This window comes from Aeromonas sp. FDAARGOS 1410, from assembly GCF_019048745.1.
In the GTDB taxonomy this organism is placed as follows: domain Bacteria; phylum Pseudomonadota; class Gammaproteobacteria; order Enterobacterales; family Aeromonadaceae; genus Aeromonas; species Aeromonas jandaei.
The window spans coordinates 3,214,382-3,230,475 of sequence record NZ_CP077401.1 but is presented as its reverse complement, the minus strand read 5'-3'; the positions used below and the strand labels follow the sequence as shown (position 1 = coordinate 3,230,475).

The 16,094-nt window shown below is 60.3% G+C and carries 12 protein-coding genes; 8 read left to right on the top strand and 4 right to left on the bottom strand.

Features of this window, described 5'->3' with window-relative positions; translation table 11 throughout:
• Positions 1 to 34: 34 nt before the first annotated feature.
• Positions 35 to 2,305 (top strand): Fe(2+) transporter permease subunit FeoB, encoded by a 2,271-nt coding sequence (gene feoB / locus I6L40_RS14890; RefSeq protein ID WP_216994474.1) that lies wholly within the window; start codon positions 35 to 37, stop codon positions 2,303 to 2,305.
• Entirely contained in the window at positions 2,302 to 2,541 is a 240-nt protein-coding gene (locus I6L40_RS14885; RefSeq protein ID WP_041208478.1) for a FeoC-like transcriptional regulator, read from the top strand. The genes feoB and I6L40_RS14885 overlap by 4 nt, the downstream gene beginning before the upstream one ends.
• Positions 2,542 to 2,641: 100 nt before the next feature.
• On the opposite strand, the gene I6L40_RS14880 is transcribed toward I6L40_RS14885, so the two are convergent.
• Both I6L40_RS14880 and I6L40_RS14875 read right to left on the bottom strand, forming a co-directional pair.
• Complete coding sequence (locus I6L40_RS14880; protein WP_216994473.1) at positions 2,642 to 3,292, bottom strand: DUF2913 family protein; 651 nt, start codon at positions 3,290 to 3,292, stop codon at positions 2,642 to 2,644.
• A 90-nt stretch (positions 3,293 to 3,382) separates the two neighbouring features.
• Positions 3,383 to 4,678, bottom strand: a complete 1,296-nt coding sequence (locus tag I6L40_RS14875) for a DEAD/DEAH box helicase (protein ID WP_041208476.1) — start codon at positions 4,676 to 4,678, stop codon at positions 3,383 to 3,385.
• A gap of 281 nt (positions 4,679 to 4,959) precedes the next feature.
• Here I6L40_RS14875 and I6L40_RS14870 point away from each other — a divergent pair, with 281 nt between their 5' ends.
• From I6L40_RS14870 to I6L40_RS14850, 5 genes are all read left to right on the top strand, one after another.
• On the top strand, positions 4,960 to 5,586 hold the full coding sequence (locus tag I6L40_RS14870; protein ID WP_071911317.1) for an O-methyltransferase: 627 nt from the start codon (positions 4,960 to 4,962) through the stop codon (positions 5,584 to 5,586).
• A 32-nt stretch (positions 5,587 to 5,618) separates the two neighbouring features.
• Positions 5,619 to 6,014 (top strand): nuclear transport factor 2 family protein, encoded by a 396-nt coding sequence (locus I6L40_RS14865; protein ID WP_041208475.1) that lies wholly within the window; start codon positions 5,619 to 5,621, stop codon positions 6,012 to 6,014.
• 270 nt (positions 6,015 to 6,284) lie between these two features.
• Complete coding sequence (locus tag I6L40_RS14860; protein ID WP_216994472.1) at positions 6,285 to 7,058, top strand: amino acid ABC transporter substrate-binding protein; 774 nt, start codon at positions 6,285 to 6,287, stop codon at positions 7,056 to 7,058.
• A gap of 57 nt (positions 7,059 to 7,115) precedes the next feature.
• Positions 7,116 to 7,772, top strand: a complete 657-nt coding sequence (locus I6L40_RS14855; RefSeq protein ID WP_156853465.1) for an amino acid ABC transporter permease — start codon at positions 7,116 to 7,118, stop codon at positions 7,770 to 7,772.
• Positions 7,769 to 8,530, top strand: a complete 762-nt coding sequence (locus tag I6L40_RS14850) for an amino acid ABC transporter ATP-binding protein (protein ID WP_071911321.1) — start codon at positions 7,769 to 7,771, stop codon at positions 8,528 to 8,530. The genes I6L40_RS14855 and I6L40_RS14850 overlap by 4 nt, the downstream gene beginning before the upstream one ends.
• Before the next feature lie 135 nt (positions 8,531 to 8,665).
• On the opposite strand, the gene I6L40_RS14845 is transcribed toward I6L40_RS14850, so the two are convergent.
• Both I6L40_RS14845 and gltB read right to left on the bottom strand, forming a co-directional pair.
• Complete coding sequence (locus I6L40_RS14845) at positions 8,666 to 10,081, bottom strand: FAD-dependent oxidoreductase (RefSeq protein WP_216994471.1); 1,416 nt, start codon at positions 10,079 to 10,081, stop codon at positions 8,666 to 8,668.
• Between the two features lie 12 nt (positions 10,082 to 10,093).
• The gene (gene gltB, locus I6L40_RS14840; RefSeq protein WP_041208470.1) at positions 10,094 to 14,551 is read right to left on the bottom strand and encodes a glutamate synthase large subunit; all 4,458 of its coding nucleotides are present in this window, start codon (positions 14,549 to 14,551) and stop codon (positions 10,094 to 10,096) included.
• A gap of 612 nt (positions 14,552 to 15,163) precedes the next feature.
• On the opposite strand from gltB, the gene I6L40_RS14835 reads away from it, so the two are divergent.
• Positions 15,164 to 16,093 (top strand): TIGR01212 family radical SAM protein, encoded by a 930-nt coding sequence (locus tag I6L40_RS14835; RefSeq protein ID WP_071911325.1) that lies wholly within the window; start codon positions 15,164 to 15,166, stop codon positions 16,091 to 16,093.
• Position 16,094: the final 1 nt, after the last annotated feature.

The following is a 16,094-nucleotide window of genomic DNA, read 5'->3' as shown; positions in this document are numbered from 1 at the left end:
GCCCGGTTCAGAAGAAAATAGAGGTAGCGCTGGTATGAATTATTCACTGGTTACGGTCGGCAACCCCAATAGCGGCAAGACCTCCCTGTTCAATGCCCTGACCGGCGCCCGCCAGCAGGTCGGCAACTGGAGCGGGGTCACCGTCGACAAGAAAATGGGCGAATTTTCCGCCGATGGTCACGATTACAAGCTGATGGATTTGCCGGGCATCTATAGCCTTGCCAATCAGGAGGCGAGCCTTGATGAGCAGATCGCCAGCCGCTATGTGCAGGGCCATCAGCCCGACCTGCTGCTCAACGTCATCGACGCCGCCAATCTGGAGCGCTCCCTCTACCTCACGCTGCAACTGCGCGAGCTGGGGCTGCCGATGGTCGTCGTGCTCAACAAGATGGATATCCTGAAAAAACGCCGCGTCACCATCAATGAAGGGTTGCTTAGTCAGGCGCTTGGTTGCCCCGTGGTGGCCCTCTCGGCCCACAATCGCCAGCAGGTTGCCGCCTTCAAGAGCCAGATCCACGGCTTTATCGGCAAGTCCCAGCAGGCACTGATGCTCGATTACGGCACTGATCTTGAAAAAGATCTGGCGGAGCTGGAGACCCTGCTCGCCCCGCACCACCTCACTACCCGTGGCCGCGCCCTGCGTCTGCTGGAGGAGGATGCCGCGATGCAGGAGACCCTGCTGCCCGGTCAGCAGGCTGCCGTGACCAATGTGGTGACCCGTGCCCATCAGGGGCAGGATATCGATCTGCAGCTGGCGGACATCCGCTATGGCCACATCCATCTGTGGGCCAGTCAGGCGTGCCAGCAGCAGGGCAAACTCACCGTGGCTCAGAGCGAGAAGCTCGACCGGGTGCTGCTCAACCGCTGGATCGGCATCCCCTTCTTCCTGTTCGTCATGTACCTGATGTTCATGTTCGCCATCAAGGTGGGCAGCGCCTTTATCGACTTCTTCGACATCATGGGCAACGCCCTGTTTGTTGAAGGTGTGCACCACCTGCTTGGGCTGATCAACGCGCCCGACTGGCTTGGCGCCATTCTGGCCGATGGCTTCGGGGTCGGTTTGCAGACCGTCGCCACCTTTATCCCGGTGATTGGCTGCCTCTATCTGTTCCTCGCGGTGCTGGAGAGCTCCGGCTATCTGGCGCGCGCCGCCTTCGTGGTGGATGCCCTGATGCGCCGTCTCGGCCTGCCCGGCAAGGCATTCGTCCCCATGCTGATGGGCTTTGGCTGTACCGTGCCCTCGGTGATGGCGACCCGCACCCTCAACTCCGAGCGCGAGCGGCTGATGACCTCGGCCATGGCCCCCTTCATGTCCTGCGGTGCCCGCCTGCCGGTCTACGCCCTGTTTGCGGTGGCCTTCTTCCCGGAGTCTGGCCAGAACCTGGTGTTCGGTCTCTATCTCATCGGCATTCTGGTGGCGGTGCTCACCGGTCTGCTGCTGCGCAGCACCCTGCTGCCGGGCAAGAGCGACTCCATGGTGATGGAGATGCCGGATTACGAGTGGCCGCGCCCGGTCAACGTTGGCATCAAGACCTGGCAGAAGCTCAAATCCTTTGTCTTTGGCGCCGGTAAAACCATCGTGCTGGTGGTCGCCGTGTTGAGCGTGCTCAATTCGCTGGGTACCGATGGCAGCTTCGGCCATCAGGAGCAGGAGAGCTCGGTGCTGAGCAAAATCAGTCAGGCTGTTACCCCTGTGCTGCACCCCATCGGCGTGCGTGATGACAACTGGCAGGCCACGGTCGGCATCGTCACTGGCATCTTCGCCAAAGAGGCGGTAGTCGGTACCCTCAACAGCCTCTACGCTGGTGGTGGCGCAGAGGAAGAGAAGGGCGAATTCTCCCTCGTCGCCAGCTTCCACGAAGCGGTGGATGCCGTAGCGACCAATCTGGCCGAGATCAACCCGACCGACCCCATGGGCCTTGCGGTTGGCAACCTCGACGACCAGAAGGCGGCAGCCGAGGAGCAGGAGGTGGATGTCTCTACCTACGGCAACATGCAGACCCACTTCGACGGTGCAGCCGGTGCGTTTGCCTACCTCCTGTTCGTGCTGCTCTACATGCCCTGCGCCGCCGCCATGGGTGCCCTGGTGCGCGAGACCGGCCGCCAGTGGGCGCTCTTTACCGCCGCCTGGTGCAACTACATGGCCTTTATGTGCGCCACCGTCTTCTATCAGCTGGCCACCTTCGCCGCTCACCCCGAGCAGAGCCTGTTCTGGGTAGCGAGCTATGGCCTCTCCCTGCTGCTGCTCTGGTGGGCCGGTCGCCGTCACGGTGACATCGTCGCCCGCAAGGTGGTGACATTATGATCCTGCGCGAGCTGGGGGATTACCTCGCCGCGCAGCAGAAGGTGAGCCGGCGCGAGCTGGCTCGCCACTTCCACACCTCGGAGGATGCGGTGGAGGCCATGCTCGGCGTCTGGATGCGCAAGGGGCGGGTCATCAAGCGCGAGAGCCGGGTCTGTGGCGGCAGTTGCTGCGGCAAGAGTGAGGAGGTGATGTTCGAATGGTGTGCCCCGGGCCAGATTGGCATCAAGGTAAGTTAAACAGCAATCGAATATCATCAGGTTAAACTGAACAATAAAAAACGGCAGACCTTGCATCCAAGCAGGGTCTGCCGTTTTTTATTGGCACAAACAGGCGGGATCAGGCGCTCTGGCGAGCCTCGCTCAGCAGCGCAAGGGCTGGATGTTCGTTGCCCGGCATCAGCCGGTAGGCCTTGTGGTGCTTGATGAGGGTGGTTTTCTTGTTGCCCTGACTCAGCAGCAGCCCCTGTTTGCAGGCCGCACTGGCCAGCAGCTGCTCATCACCACGCACATAGAGGGTGAGAGGTTTGATAAGCTCGCCGCCCTCGATATGCCCTGCATATTCGCTGTGGCTTACCACCAGACTGGCCTGACCGGCCGATTGCAGGCGCAGCCTGGCGTTCACTTCGCTCTCGGTCAGTACCAGCCAGCCCGCCTGTTCCAGCTCAGTCAGCATGTTGGCCAGCTTGCTCCCCAGTTGCAGCGGATTTGCCATGGCGCTCTGGTACTGGCTGACGATGCGCTCCAGCAGCCCCTTGAGATCGGCGCCAGCCCCGAGGGTGCGACCAAGCTGCACCCAAGCTTTCAAATCTTCCATCACCAGACGAGAGAAGCGCTTCTCCTTGAGGGAGTCTGCCATCCAGGTGCAGAGGAAGTGGCTCTCCTGCGCCGGGGTGCGCTTGCCAGCCTTTTGTTCGCCAGTGCGAGCCAGCTCGGCCAGGCTCTGGGTGGCCATCTCGAACAGGGCCTGATTGTAGGTTGATGGGGTCATGGTGCCTCCTCCGGTGGGGCGAGTCGTCATCACAGGGCAAGAGAAAGGCGCCGGTGGCGCCTTCATCTTATCGGTACAGCGAGTGGCTGCTTACTTGGGCTGGCGCGGCTTCTTGGCGGCGGCCAGACGCTTGAGGCGTTGCCCCTGCAGCTTGGCTTCGGCCATCGACTGGGCGGCAGCGTTGTCGTCGCGACGGGCACGACCGCCAAAGCGGCGACGCTCTTCGAGCTGCTTGATCAGCATTTCGCGGCTGCTCACCTCGTAGCCCGGCACCATGATGCGGCGCAGTTTCTGGCCGATCAGCTTCTCGATCTCGAGCAGGGTGCGCTCCTCCTCACGGCTGACGAAGGAGATGGCCTGACCGCGCTTGCCGGCACGACCGGTACGGCCGATGCGGTGGACATAATCCTCGGCAAGGAAGGGGAGGTCATAGTTGACCACGTACTCCAGATCGGGGATATCCAGACCGCGGGCGGCCACTTCGGTGGCGACCAGCACCCGAACCTTGCCCTCCATAAAGTCGCGCAGGGCGCGGCGGCGGCTGCCCTGAGCCTTGTCACCATGGACCACGGCCGATTTGATGCCGTCGAGGTTGAGCTCCTCGACCAGCTCGTCGCAGCTCTCGCGGGTACTGGCAAAGACCAGCACCTGTTGCCAGTTCTGTTTGCCGATGAGCTCGGAGAGCAGCTCGCGCTTGCGCTTCTGCTCGACCGGATAGACCACCTGGCTCACTGTGTCGGCGGTGGTGTTCTGCTTGTTGACGCTCACCACTTGCGGCTTGTCGAGCATCACATTGGCGAGCTTCTTCACCCCTTCGGAGAAGGTGGCGGAGAAGAGCAGGTTCTGGCGGCCCTTGTTGGCGGCTTGCAGGATCTGCTGCACATCGGCGCTAAAGCCCATGTCGAGCATGCGATCCGCTTCATCCAGCACCAGACACTCCACGGTGGAGAGGCTGAGGTTGCATGCGGTGAGGTGCTCCACCAGACGGCCCGGAGTGGCCACGATGATGTGAGCGCCCGCTTTGAGCTTCTTGGCCTGCACATCCTGCTTGCCGCCCCCCACCAGAGTGATGACGCCAAGATCCAGATAGCGGGCAAACGCCTTGATGTTGTCGGCAATCTGGGCTGCCAGCTCGCGGGTCGGGGTGAGGATCAGCACCCGGGTGCTGGAGGGCGCGGCTGCGGCAGGGGTATCGACCAGACGCTGCAGGATGGGCAGGGCGAATGCGGCGGTTTTGCCGGTGCCGGTCTGGGCGCTGGCCAGCACGTCGCGGCCACGGCGAATGGCCGGGATCGCCTGCTGCTGCACAGGGGTCATCTCCTGATAACCGCACTCCGAGACGGCGCGCAAAATCTCGGGGGCAAAATCGAATGCTTCAAATCTCATATCGGTTTCCTGTGATCCAGCTGGATTGTGTTCGGCTTGACAAGCCGGCATGGGCGAACGGTCGCGGATTGCCACTGGTGGCCGCCCCTGATACAGCATCAGCGCAGCCTGAAAATGGCGGGCGCGAAGTGTAACAGATAGGCGCAGCAAATTCTGCCTCAATTGGCCAGAGTTTTTTATCGGTTTTTTTAACCGGCGCAAGGTTTTGGTCGCCGCCATTTGACTCCAAAAATGCCAGCCGTAAGGATAGTGGCTATTGATAGTCATGAAAGGAGAGGGTGATGACCGGATGCGAGAGCGGTTTGCCACAGCAGGCGGCGAGGGCCAATACCCCCCTTGAGCGTCTGAAGCAGGCGCTGGAGCAGTTTGGCGAGCAGCACGACCTGGCGCAGACGGATCGCGCCGACAAGATGCTCAACATTACCCGCGATACCGGCGAGTTGCTGGCGGTATTGGTGCAGACCCGCGGGGCGCAGGCGGTGCTGGAGATAGGCACCTCCAACGGCTACTCCACCCTCTGGTTGGCCGAGGCGGTGGCCCGGCTCGAAGGTCATGTCACGACCATCGAACGGGATGAAGCCAAGCGGGCGCTGGCACAAGCCAATTTCGAACAAGCCGGTCTTGCCGGGCGGATCACCCAGCTGGCAGGTGATGCGGGGATGCTGTTGCCCACCCTGCCATCGGCGGGCTTCCCGCTCATCTTTCTTGATTCCGATCGCCGGCAATATCGGGCGTGGTGGCCGCAGTTGCAGCGTCTCTTGCCTCCGCGCGGCTTGCTGGTGGTCGATAATGCCATCTCTCATCGGGAGGAGCTGGCGGAATGGATGGCTGAAGTGGCGCAGGATCCCCGTTTTGTCACCTCGCTGGTGCCGGTGGGCAAGGGGGAGTGGCTGGTGGTGAGAGTGTGAGCAACCTGAACATGAAGAGGGAGGTGGCAGTGATGAAACCGGTGGCAGTGGTGGAAGCTTACTGGCAGGCGATGCAGAGCAATGATTTTGCCAGGGCGGCGCGATGGCTGGGGGATGAGTTTGTCTGTGACTGGCCGCAATCGGGAGAGCGGATCCTCGGGCGCTGCAACTTTGTCGAGATCAATCGCCGTTATCCGGCCGCCGGGCCGTGGAGTTTCACCATAGTCCGCCTGCTGGCACAAGGAGACGAGGTGGTGAGCGAAGTGCAGATCACCGATGGGGTCGTGCATGCCCGGGCCATCACCTTTCATCGGGTCGAGGGCGATCGCATTGTGCAGCAGACCGAATATTGGCCGGAACAGTATGAGGCCCCCGCCTGGCGCCGTCCCTGGGTGAGCAAGCTAACCCGCACGCCAGAACTCGTCTAAAAAGAGCGCCGCCGGTCACCCTGATGGCTGGCGGTGTTTGCCATGTTCAAGCTATCCCACCCTCGTTATCCATTATTTCGCTAAATATCATCATATTTCATGGTTTGGCCATGGGATATGGCGCGATATGTTTTGCCCAAGCCAGCTCGATATTTGCAAGGCATACATCTGAGTTTTTAGATATTTGCATCATCCATGCAAGAGACGGTTTCATTAATACGGTTGTCGTTGGCGACTCATGGGAAATAAAAATATAACGAGGTAAATAATATGAACAAGTGGCACACTCTCTTTTTACTGGCATCCCTTCCGTTGACCCTGGTGACTTCTGCCGAGGCACAATCCTCCCTTGCGGCGATTCAGCATAGTGGCGTGATCAAGATTGGTACCGAAGGGGCTTATCCTCCGTTCACCTATCACGACAAGAGCGGCAAGCTGGTCGGCTTTGATGTGGAGATTGGCGAGCTGATTGCAAGCGGCCTCGGCGTGAAGCCGGAGTTTGTCGAGGGCAAGTGGGATGGCCTCATCGCCGGGGTGGATGCCAAGCGCTACGATCTGGTGCTCAACGAGGTGGCCATCACCCCGGAGCGGCAGAAAAAGTATGATTTTTCAGATCCCTATATCACCTCCAAGGCCGTGGTGGTGGTGTACAGCGACAACCACAGCATCAACAGCTTTGCCGATCTGAAGGGCAAGAAATCCTCCCAGTCCCTGACCAGCAACTTTGCCCAGCTGGCCAAAAAGTCGGGGGCCGAGGTGGTCGCCACCGAGGGCTTCAACCAGTCGCTGGCGCTGGTACTGACCGAGCGAGTGGATGCCACCATCAACGACAGTCTCTCGTTCCTCGACTTCAAGAAACAGAAACCGGATGCCAAATTGAGGGTGGCGGCGACCGAGGCGAAGGGGGATCAATCGGCTGTGCTGCTCGCCAAGGGGCAGCCGGAATTGCTGGCCGCCATCAATCAGGCGCTGCGCACTGCCAAACAGGATGGCAACTATCAGAAAATATCTCATAAATATTTTGGTACTGATGTCTCGCAATAATATTGCCGGAAAATAATAACTAGCGAGGAAATTAACGTGCCAGCCTGGTTGCAGTTAATGATCGACTCTTTTTGGCCCCTGCTTAGCGCGGGGCTTATTTTTACCGTGCCACTGACCCTGATCACTTTTGTCTTGGGAATATTGCTCGGTTTGCTGGTGGCGCTGGCCAGATTATATGGCCCGACACCATTGGTGGCACTGGTTCGTTTTTATGTCTGGCTTATTCGTGGTACGCCGCTGCTGGTACAGCTCTTTCTGATTTTTTATGGCTTGCCGAGTGCTGGCATTGTGCTGGACGCCTTCACCGCCGCTGTGATCGGTTTCACCCTCAACATCGGCGCCTACAGCTCTGAGATCATCCGCGCCACTCTGGCGGCAATCCCGAAAGGGCAGTGGGAGGCGGCCTATTCGATTGGCATGAACTGGCCCCAGGTGATGTGGCGGGTGATCCTGCCTCAGGCGGCGCGCATTGCGGTGCCACCGCTCTCCAACACCTTTATTTCACTGGTCAAGGACACCTCGCTGGCGGCGGCAGTGACCGTGCCCGAGCTGTTTCAGGCGGCCCAGCGGCTCGCCTCTGTCACCTATGAGCCGCTCATTCTCTACAGCGAGACAGCCCTCATCTATTTGATGTTCAGCTCGGTGCTCTCCACCTTGCAAGACCGGCTGGAGCGCAAGTTGACCCACAAAGAGACCCGGGAGGTCGCCCTATGATCCGGTTGCGTGGTATCGAGAAGCAGTTTGGCGGACAGCAGGTGCTCAAGGGAATTGATCTGGCCATGGTGGCGGGCAGTGTGACCGCCCTGATTGGCCCCTCCGGCAGTGGCAAGAGCACCCTGTTGCGCTGTGTCAATGTGCTGGAGCGGCCGGATGCGGGGCACCTGGTGCTGGGGGGGAGCGAACTCGATTTTTCTCACCATCTGCCTCGCCAGAGCGTGCAGGCATTGCGCCAGCAGACCGGCATGGTGTTCCAGAATTTCCAGCTGTTCCCGCACATGACGGTGCTGGAAAACGTTATTGAGGGGTTGGTGACCGTGTTGAAGTGGCCAAGAGCGAAAGCGGAGGTGCGCGGCTTGCAACTGCTCGACAAGGTGGGGCTCAGGCACAAGGCCGAGGCGGTGCCTGCCACCCTCTCCGGTGGCCAGCAGCAGCGGGTTGCCATTGCGAGGGCGCTGGCGCCATCGCCCAAGGTACTGCTCTGTGATGAACCCACCTCGGCGCTGGATCCCGAGCTTGCCCAGGAGGTGGTGACCGTGCTGCGCCAGCTGGCCCGCGAGGGAACCACCATGCTGATTGCCACCCACGATCTGCGGCTGGCCGCCCAGATAGCGCAGCAGGTGATCTTTCTGGAGGCGGGTGAGGTGGTGGAAGCAGGCAGCGCACGCCAGATGTTCACCACCCCCAAGCGGGCACGTACCTTCGAGTACATCTCCTCCCTCACCGAGCGGTTGCCGGAGAGCTGGAGCATCTAACCGCACCCCGGACGATGTGGGTGGAGCGATAAGTGGCAAGCTGCCAGCGAGAACTCCTAGCCTTAAATTCCGAGCCTCAAAAGAAGAGCCCCGCACTGGCGGGGCTCTGTTTTGGGCTGACTGCGGAAGTGCAGGTTAGACCGCCAGATAGTCCATGATCCCTTCGGCTGCCTTGCGCCCTTCGTAGATGGCGGTCACCACCAGATCGGATCCGCGTACCGCGTCGCCACCGGCGAACACCTTGGGGTTGCTGGTCTGGAAGGCATATTCCGCCTGCTCGCGGGCCTTGATGCGATCCCGGTTATCGAGCTCGATGCCGAACTCCGCCATCCAGGGTTGGGGGTTGGGCTGGAAGCCAAACGCCATCACCACCGCATCGGCAGCCAGCACCTGCTCGGAGCCTTCGATAACCATCGGGTTGCGGCGGCCATTGGCATCGGGTTCACCCAGCTCGGTGCTCACCACCTTGATGCCGACGGTGCGACCGCTGGCATCAAGCTCGACCGCCACCGGTTGCAGGTTGAACATGAACTCAACCCCCTCCTCGCGGGCGTTTTTCACCTCCCGCTTGGAGCCCGGCATGTTCTCCTCGTCGCGGCGATAGGCGCAGATCACCTTGGCGGCCCCCTGACGGATAGCGGTACGCACGCAGTCCATGGCGGTATCGCCACCGCCCAGCACTACCACCTGCTTGCCGGCGAAGTCGATATAGTCCGCTTGTGCCTTCTCGAAACCCAGCAAGCGGTTGGCGTTGGCGATGAGGTAGGGCAGGGCATCATAGACGCCCGGCGCCTCTTCGTTGGCAAAGCCACCCTTCATGTACTTGTAGGTACCGACCCCGAGGAAGACCGCATCGAACTCGCCGAGCAGGTCGGCGAAGGTGATGTCCTTGCCCACTTCGGTCTCGAGACGAAACTCCACGCCCATCCCCTGGAAGATCTCGCGGCGACGCTGCATCACCTCTTTTTCCAGCTTGAAGGAGGGGATGCCGAAGGTGAGCAGGCCGCCGATCTCCGGATACTTGTCAAACACCACCGGGGTGACGCCGTTGCGTGCCAGCACGTCGGCACAGGCAAGGCCTGCAGGGCCGGCGCCGATGACGGCGACCCGCTTGCCGGTCTTGACCACGTTCGAGAGATCGGGCTTCCAGCCCATCTCGAACGCCTTGTCGGTGATGTACTTTTCGATGTTGCCGATGGTCACCGCGCCGAAGCGATCGTTGAGGGTGCAGGAGCCCTCGCAGAGGCGATCCTGCGGGCAGACCCGACCGCACACTTCCGGCAGGCTGTTGGTCTGGTGGGAGAGCTCCACCGCCTCCAGAATGCGCCCCTCTTTGGCCAGTTTCAGCCAGTTGGGGATGTAGTTGTGGACCGGACACTTCCACTCGCAATAGGGGTTGCCGCACTCGAGGCAGCGATCCGCCTGCATCTGTACCTGCGGCTGATTGAAGGACTCGTAGATCTCCACAAACTGTATTTTGCGGATCTTGAGTGGCTTCTTGGGCGGGTCGACCCGCTGGACATCGATAAACTGAAATACGTTCTGGCTCATAGGGTTCCCTCCTTATTGCGCCTGGATTCTGAGTTCTGCACTGGAACGGCTGGTGTGACCCAGCAGCGATTTCACGTCGCTGGACTTGGGTTTGATCAGCCTGAACTTGGGCACATAGGAGTCGAAGTTGGCCAGGATCTCCTCGGCGCGCGAGCTGCCGGTCTCATTGAGGTGCGCCGTGATGATGCCGCGCAGGTGCTCCTGATGGATGGCGAGATCCGCCACATCCAGCAGTTCTACCAGCTCGGGGTTGGTGCGCTTGGCGAAGTTGCCGCACTCGTCGAGCACGTAGGCAAAGCCGCCGGTCATGCCCGCCGCGAAGTTGACGCCGGTCTGACCCAGTACGGTGACGATGCCGCCGGTCATATATTCACAGCCGTTGTCGCCAATCCCCTCGACTACCGCCAAGGCGCCTGAGTTGCGCACCGCGAAACGCTCGCCGGCAGTGCCTGCGGCGTAGAGTTTGCCGCCGGTGGCGCCGTAGAGGCAGGTGTTGCCGATGATGGCCGCTTCATGGGATTTGAACGCCACGCCGACATGGGGCTTGATCACCAGCTTGCCGCCGGTCATCCCCTTGCCCACGTAGTCGTTGGCATCGCCGGTGAGGATCATCTCAAGGCCACCTGCGTTCCAGACGCCGAAGCTCTGGCCTGCGGTGCCGTTGAAGTGCACCTTGACCGGATCCGCTGCCATCCCCTGATTGCCGTGCCGTTTGACGATCTCGCCCGAGAGGCGCGCACCCACCGAGCGGTCGGTGTTGCGAATGTCGTAGCGGAACTCGCCGCCGCTTGAGGTTTCCACCGCCTCCAGCAGATCTTCCACCATTTTCAGGTTGAGTGGCCCCTTGTCGAAGGTGGGGTTGTGTTGCTGGCTGAACAGGCTGGAGCCTGCCGGTGCCACCGGACGGGCCAGAATGCCGGAGAGATCCAGCTTGGCCTGACGGGCGGTGAGGCCGGGCAGGGCTTCCAGCAGATCGGTGCGGCCAATCAGGTCGGTCAGCTGGGTGACGCCGAGCTGAGCCATCAGCTCGCGGGTCTCCTCGGCGATGAACTTGAAGTAGTTCATCACCATCTCCGGCAGGCCGGTGAAGTGCTCGCGACGCAGCTTCTCATCCTGAGTGGCAACGCCGGTGGCGCAGTTGTTCAGGTGGCAAATACGCAGGTATTTGCAACCGAGCGCCACCATGGGGCCGGTGCCAAAACCGAAGCTCTCGGCGCCGAGGATGGCCGCCTTGATGATGTCGAGACCGGTCTTGAGACCACCATCCACCTGCAGCCGCACCTTGTGGCGCAGGCCGTTGGCGACCAGCGCCTGCTGGGTCTCGGCCAGACCCAGCTCCCACGGGGAGCCGGCATATTTGACCGAGGTGAGGGGGCTGGCACCGGTACCGCCGTCATAACCGGAGATGGTGATGAAGTCGGCATAGGCCTTGGCCACGCCGCAGGCAATGGTGCCAACGCCGGGCTCGGAGACCAGTTTCACCGACACCAGACAGCTCGGGTTGATCTGCTTGATGTCGAAGATGAGCTGGGCCAGATCCTCGATGGAGTAGATGTCGTGGTGCGGCGGCGGCGAGATCAGGGTCACGCCGGGCACGGAATAGCGCAGCTGGGCGATCTGGGCAGTCACCTTGTCACCGGGCAGCTGGCCCCCTTCGCCGGGCTTGGCCCCCTGAGCCACCTTGATCTGCACTACATCGGCGTTCATCAGGTAGTGGGGGGTGACGCCAAAGCGGCCGGAAGCCACCTGCTTGATGCGGGAGTTCTTCTCGGTACCGAAGCGCTTGGGATCTTCGCCACCTTCGCCGGAGTTGCTCTGACCGCCGAGGCGGTTCATGGCAACAGCCAGTGCCTCGTGGGCCTCAGGGCCGAGGGCACCGATGGACATGGCGGCGGAGTCGAAGCGGGGGAACAGCTTGTCGGCCGGCTCAACCTGATCCAGTGCGACCGGATTGTCGACCTTCTTCAGGGCCAACAGGTCACGCAAGGTAGAGACCGGGCGCTCGTTGACCAGACGGGCGTACTCCTTGTAATCGGCATAGTTGCCGGAACGCACCGCGGTTTGCAGGGTCTGCACCACATCCGGGTTGTAGGTGTGGTACTCGCCGCCGTGAACGAACTTGAGCAGGCCGCCGTGGGCGAGGGGCTTGCGGGCCAGCCAGGCCTGACGTGCCAGCTTGAGCTGATCCTGCTGGATGTCGGCAAAGTCGGCGCCCTGAATACGGCTCGATACGCCACGGAAACAGGTCTCGACCACGGTTTTGGCCAGACCGACCGCTTCAAACAGCTGGGAGCAGCGGTAGCTGGCGACCGTGCTGATGCCCATCTTGGACATCACCTTGTAGAGCCCCTTGTTGATGCCGTTGCGGTAGTTGACCATCGCCTGGCGCAGAGGCATGGCGAGCACACCCTCTTCAACCTGTTTGGCCAGGGTTTCGTAGGCCAGATAGGGGTAGATGGCGGTCGCGCCAAAGCCCAGCAGCACCGAGAAGTGGTGCGGATCGCGCACGCTCGCGGTCTCCACCAGAATGTTGGCGTCACAGCGCAGGTTGTTGTCCACCAGAGTACGCTGCACCGCACCCACCGCCATGGCGGCCGGGATGGGCAGGGTATCGATGCTGATGTCGCGATCCGACAGCACCAGCAGCACGGTACCGCTCCTGGCGGCAGCCTTGGCCTCCTCGCAGATGCGCAGGATGGCTGCCTCCAGCCCCTCTTCGGGCTTGAAGTTGAGGCTGATCACCTTGTGGCGGTAGTACTCTCCTTCCAGAGCCAGCAGCTGGTGGAAGTCGGAGTAGAGCAGGATCGGTGACTGGAACAGCACCCGGTGGGCGTGGCCGAAGGTCTCGTTGAAGACGTTCTGCTCGCGACCGATACAAGTGGCGAGCGACATCACGTGATTCTCCCGCAGCGGATCGATGGGCGGGTTGGTCACCTGCGCAAACATCTGGCGGAAGTAGTCATAAAGGGTGCGAGCGCTGGAAGAGAGCACTGCCATCGGGGTGTCATCCCCCATGGAGCCCACCGCTTCCTGACCATTTTCACCGAGAACCCGGATGATCTGGTCCAGCTCCTCGAAGGAGTAGCCAAACAGCTTCTGATAGGTTTTCAGCTGCTCATCGGAGAATTCGCGGCTACCGGTCTGGCTGTCGTCCATCTGCTCGAAGGGGACCAAGCGGCGGCAATGTTTGTCCATCCACTGTTTGTAGGTGTGGCGGCTCTTGAGATCGTCATCGATCTCGAAGCTGGTCCACACCTTGCCGTTGCTGGTATCCACCACGAACAGCTCGCCCGGGCCGACCCGGCCCTTCTCCAGCACTTCGTCCGGGGTGTAGTCCCAGGTGCCAACTTCGGAGGCCAGCGTGATGAACTTGTCCTTGGTGATGACGTAGCGGGCCGGACGCAGGCCGTTTCTGTCAAGGGCGCAGGTGGCGTAGCGGCCATCGGTCATGACGATACCTGCCGGGCCATCCCACGGCTCCATGTGCATGGAGTTGAAGTCGTAGAAGGCGCGCAGGTCGTCATCCATGTTCGGGTGCTTTTGCCATGCAGGCGGGATCAACAGGCGCATGGCGCGGAACAGGTCCATACCACCGGCGAGGAAGAGATCCAGCATGTTGTCGAGGCTGGAGGAGTCAGAGCCGGTGGTGTTGACGAAGGGGGCCGCTTCCTGCAAATCGGGGATCAGCGGCGTGGCAAACTTGTAGCTGCGAGCCTTGGCCCACTGGCGGTTGCCGGCGATGGTGTTGATCTCGCCGTTGTGGGCCAGATAGCGGAACGGCTGGGCCAGCGGCCAGCGCGGGCTGGTGTTGGTGGAGAAGCGCTGGTGGAAGACGCAGATGGCTGCCTGCATACGGATGTCGGCGAGATCCAGATAGAAGCGCGGCAAGTCCACCGGCATGCACAGCCCTTTATAGACGGTGACCAGATTGGAGAGGCTGACCACATAGAAGTAGTCGTCGTTGACACGCTTTTCGATGCGGCGACGCACGATATAGAGGCGGCGTTCGAGGTCCTTGTCTACCCAGCCGGGCGGGGCGTTGACAAAGACCTGTTCAATGCTGGGTAGGGAGGCTTTGGCGATAGTACCGAGTACGTTGGTATCGACAGGCACCTTGCGCCAGCCGACCAGACTCAGGGTCTCTTTTTCCAGCTCCTCGTCGATGATGTCGCGAGTTGCCTGGGCCAATACGGGGTCAGGGTTGAGAAACAGCATGCCGACCGCATAGTTGCGACCAAGGTGCCATCCCTTCTCCTCGGCGACAGCTCTGAAGAAGCTGTCCGGTTTTTGCAGCAACAGGCCACAACCGTCGCCGGTCTTGCCATCGGCGGAGATCCCGCCGCGGTGCTGCATGCGAGCCAATGCTGACATCGCGAGACGGACAAGCTTGTGGCTGGCTTCCCCTTCCATGTGGGCCAACAGGCCGAAGCCACAGTTATCCCTCTCCAGCTTTGGATCATATAGTGACATTGCATATCTCCCTTGCTCGGCCTTGCATCGCACAGTCATCGTCTGACTGCATAAATTGCGACTGGCTCTTGTGGTTCCGTCTGCCTGACGTGGCGAATCTCCAAACTAATGGGATTTTTCAGCAAGGTCAATTGGACTTCCGGGCTCTTTGCAATGTTACATTCACATAACAAAATATGGATTTGCGGCGATGAATTACGTCTTGTTTTATTTTTATTCTGATTAAAATGTTTTTTTTGGATTAATAGTCTGCATATACTCGTTTTGGTGGTTTACTCCATGGGTATCGAGAACTGTAGTAATTTTACCAAATCATGGATGCCAAGGACGAAGGTGATCACATTTCACAATCCTGTCTCTTGCATTTGCCCGCAAGCCGTACTCTTAAATTTTTTCATTGTTCAACAATAGTTTATATCCCATTGCGGATATGGTTGCTGGCGCAGCCCCGTGGCAGGCAAGGTCTCAAAAGCATCAATAATCGGCCGATATCATATATTTATCTGCAAAATGGTGAATATTTATATGAATTCTGACCCTTTCTTCCCTTGATCCAGCTCAGCGCCGTATTTGCGCAAGCTCGTACAATGGCGCTCCTTTAGCGGAGGTGTCATGCAGTTACACGAACTCGTCAATACATTCGGTCAGGATCTCAAGCAGCGTCATGGCCAGAAGATCCACAAGCTCTCCATTCACGGCGCCTTCACCTGCCCAAACCGGGACGGTACCCTGGGCCGTGGCGGATGCACCTTCTGCAATGTCTCTTCCTTCGCCGATGAATCGGCCCAGCAGCTATCTGTGGTGCAGCAACTGCTGGCCCGTCGGGATGAGGTGACCCGTGCCAAGCGTTATCTTGCCTACTTTCAGGCCTATACCAGCACCTATGCCGAGGTCGAGTATCTGCAGCGGATGTATGAAGAGGCGCTGTCGGTGAGCGATATGGTGGGACTTTGTGTCGGCACTCGTCCTGATTGTGTACCGGATGCCGTATTGGATCTGCTGGCGGGCTATCAGGCCCGGGGCTACGAGGTTTGGCTGGAGCTCGGGCTGCAAAGCGCCAACGACAAGACTTTGCAACGGATCAACCGGGGTCACGGTTATGCTGCCTATGTGGATGCAGTGACGCGGGCTCATCAGCGCGGTATCAAGGTGTGTGCCCATCTGATCGTCGGTCTGCCGGGCGAGGTGCCGATGGATAGCCTCGATACCCTGCATCGCATCGTGGAAACCGGAGTTGAGGGGATCAAGCTCCATCCGCTTCATGTGGTCGAGGGCAGTACCCTTGGCAAGGCATGGCAGGCGGGTCGGCTTGAGGTATTGACGCTGGAGCAGTATGTGGAAACCGCTGTCGCCATGATCCAGCACACACCACCCGAGGTGGTATATCACCGCATTTCGGCCTCAGCTCGTCGCCCGACTCTGCTGGCTCCGGTCTGGTGTGAAAATCGCTGGACGGCCATGAGTGAGATTGCCAAGGCCCTCGCAAGCCAGGGGCCACAAGGGTACGCACTGGGAAGACCCTTTATGCTTTCTGAGCTGTAGT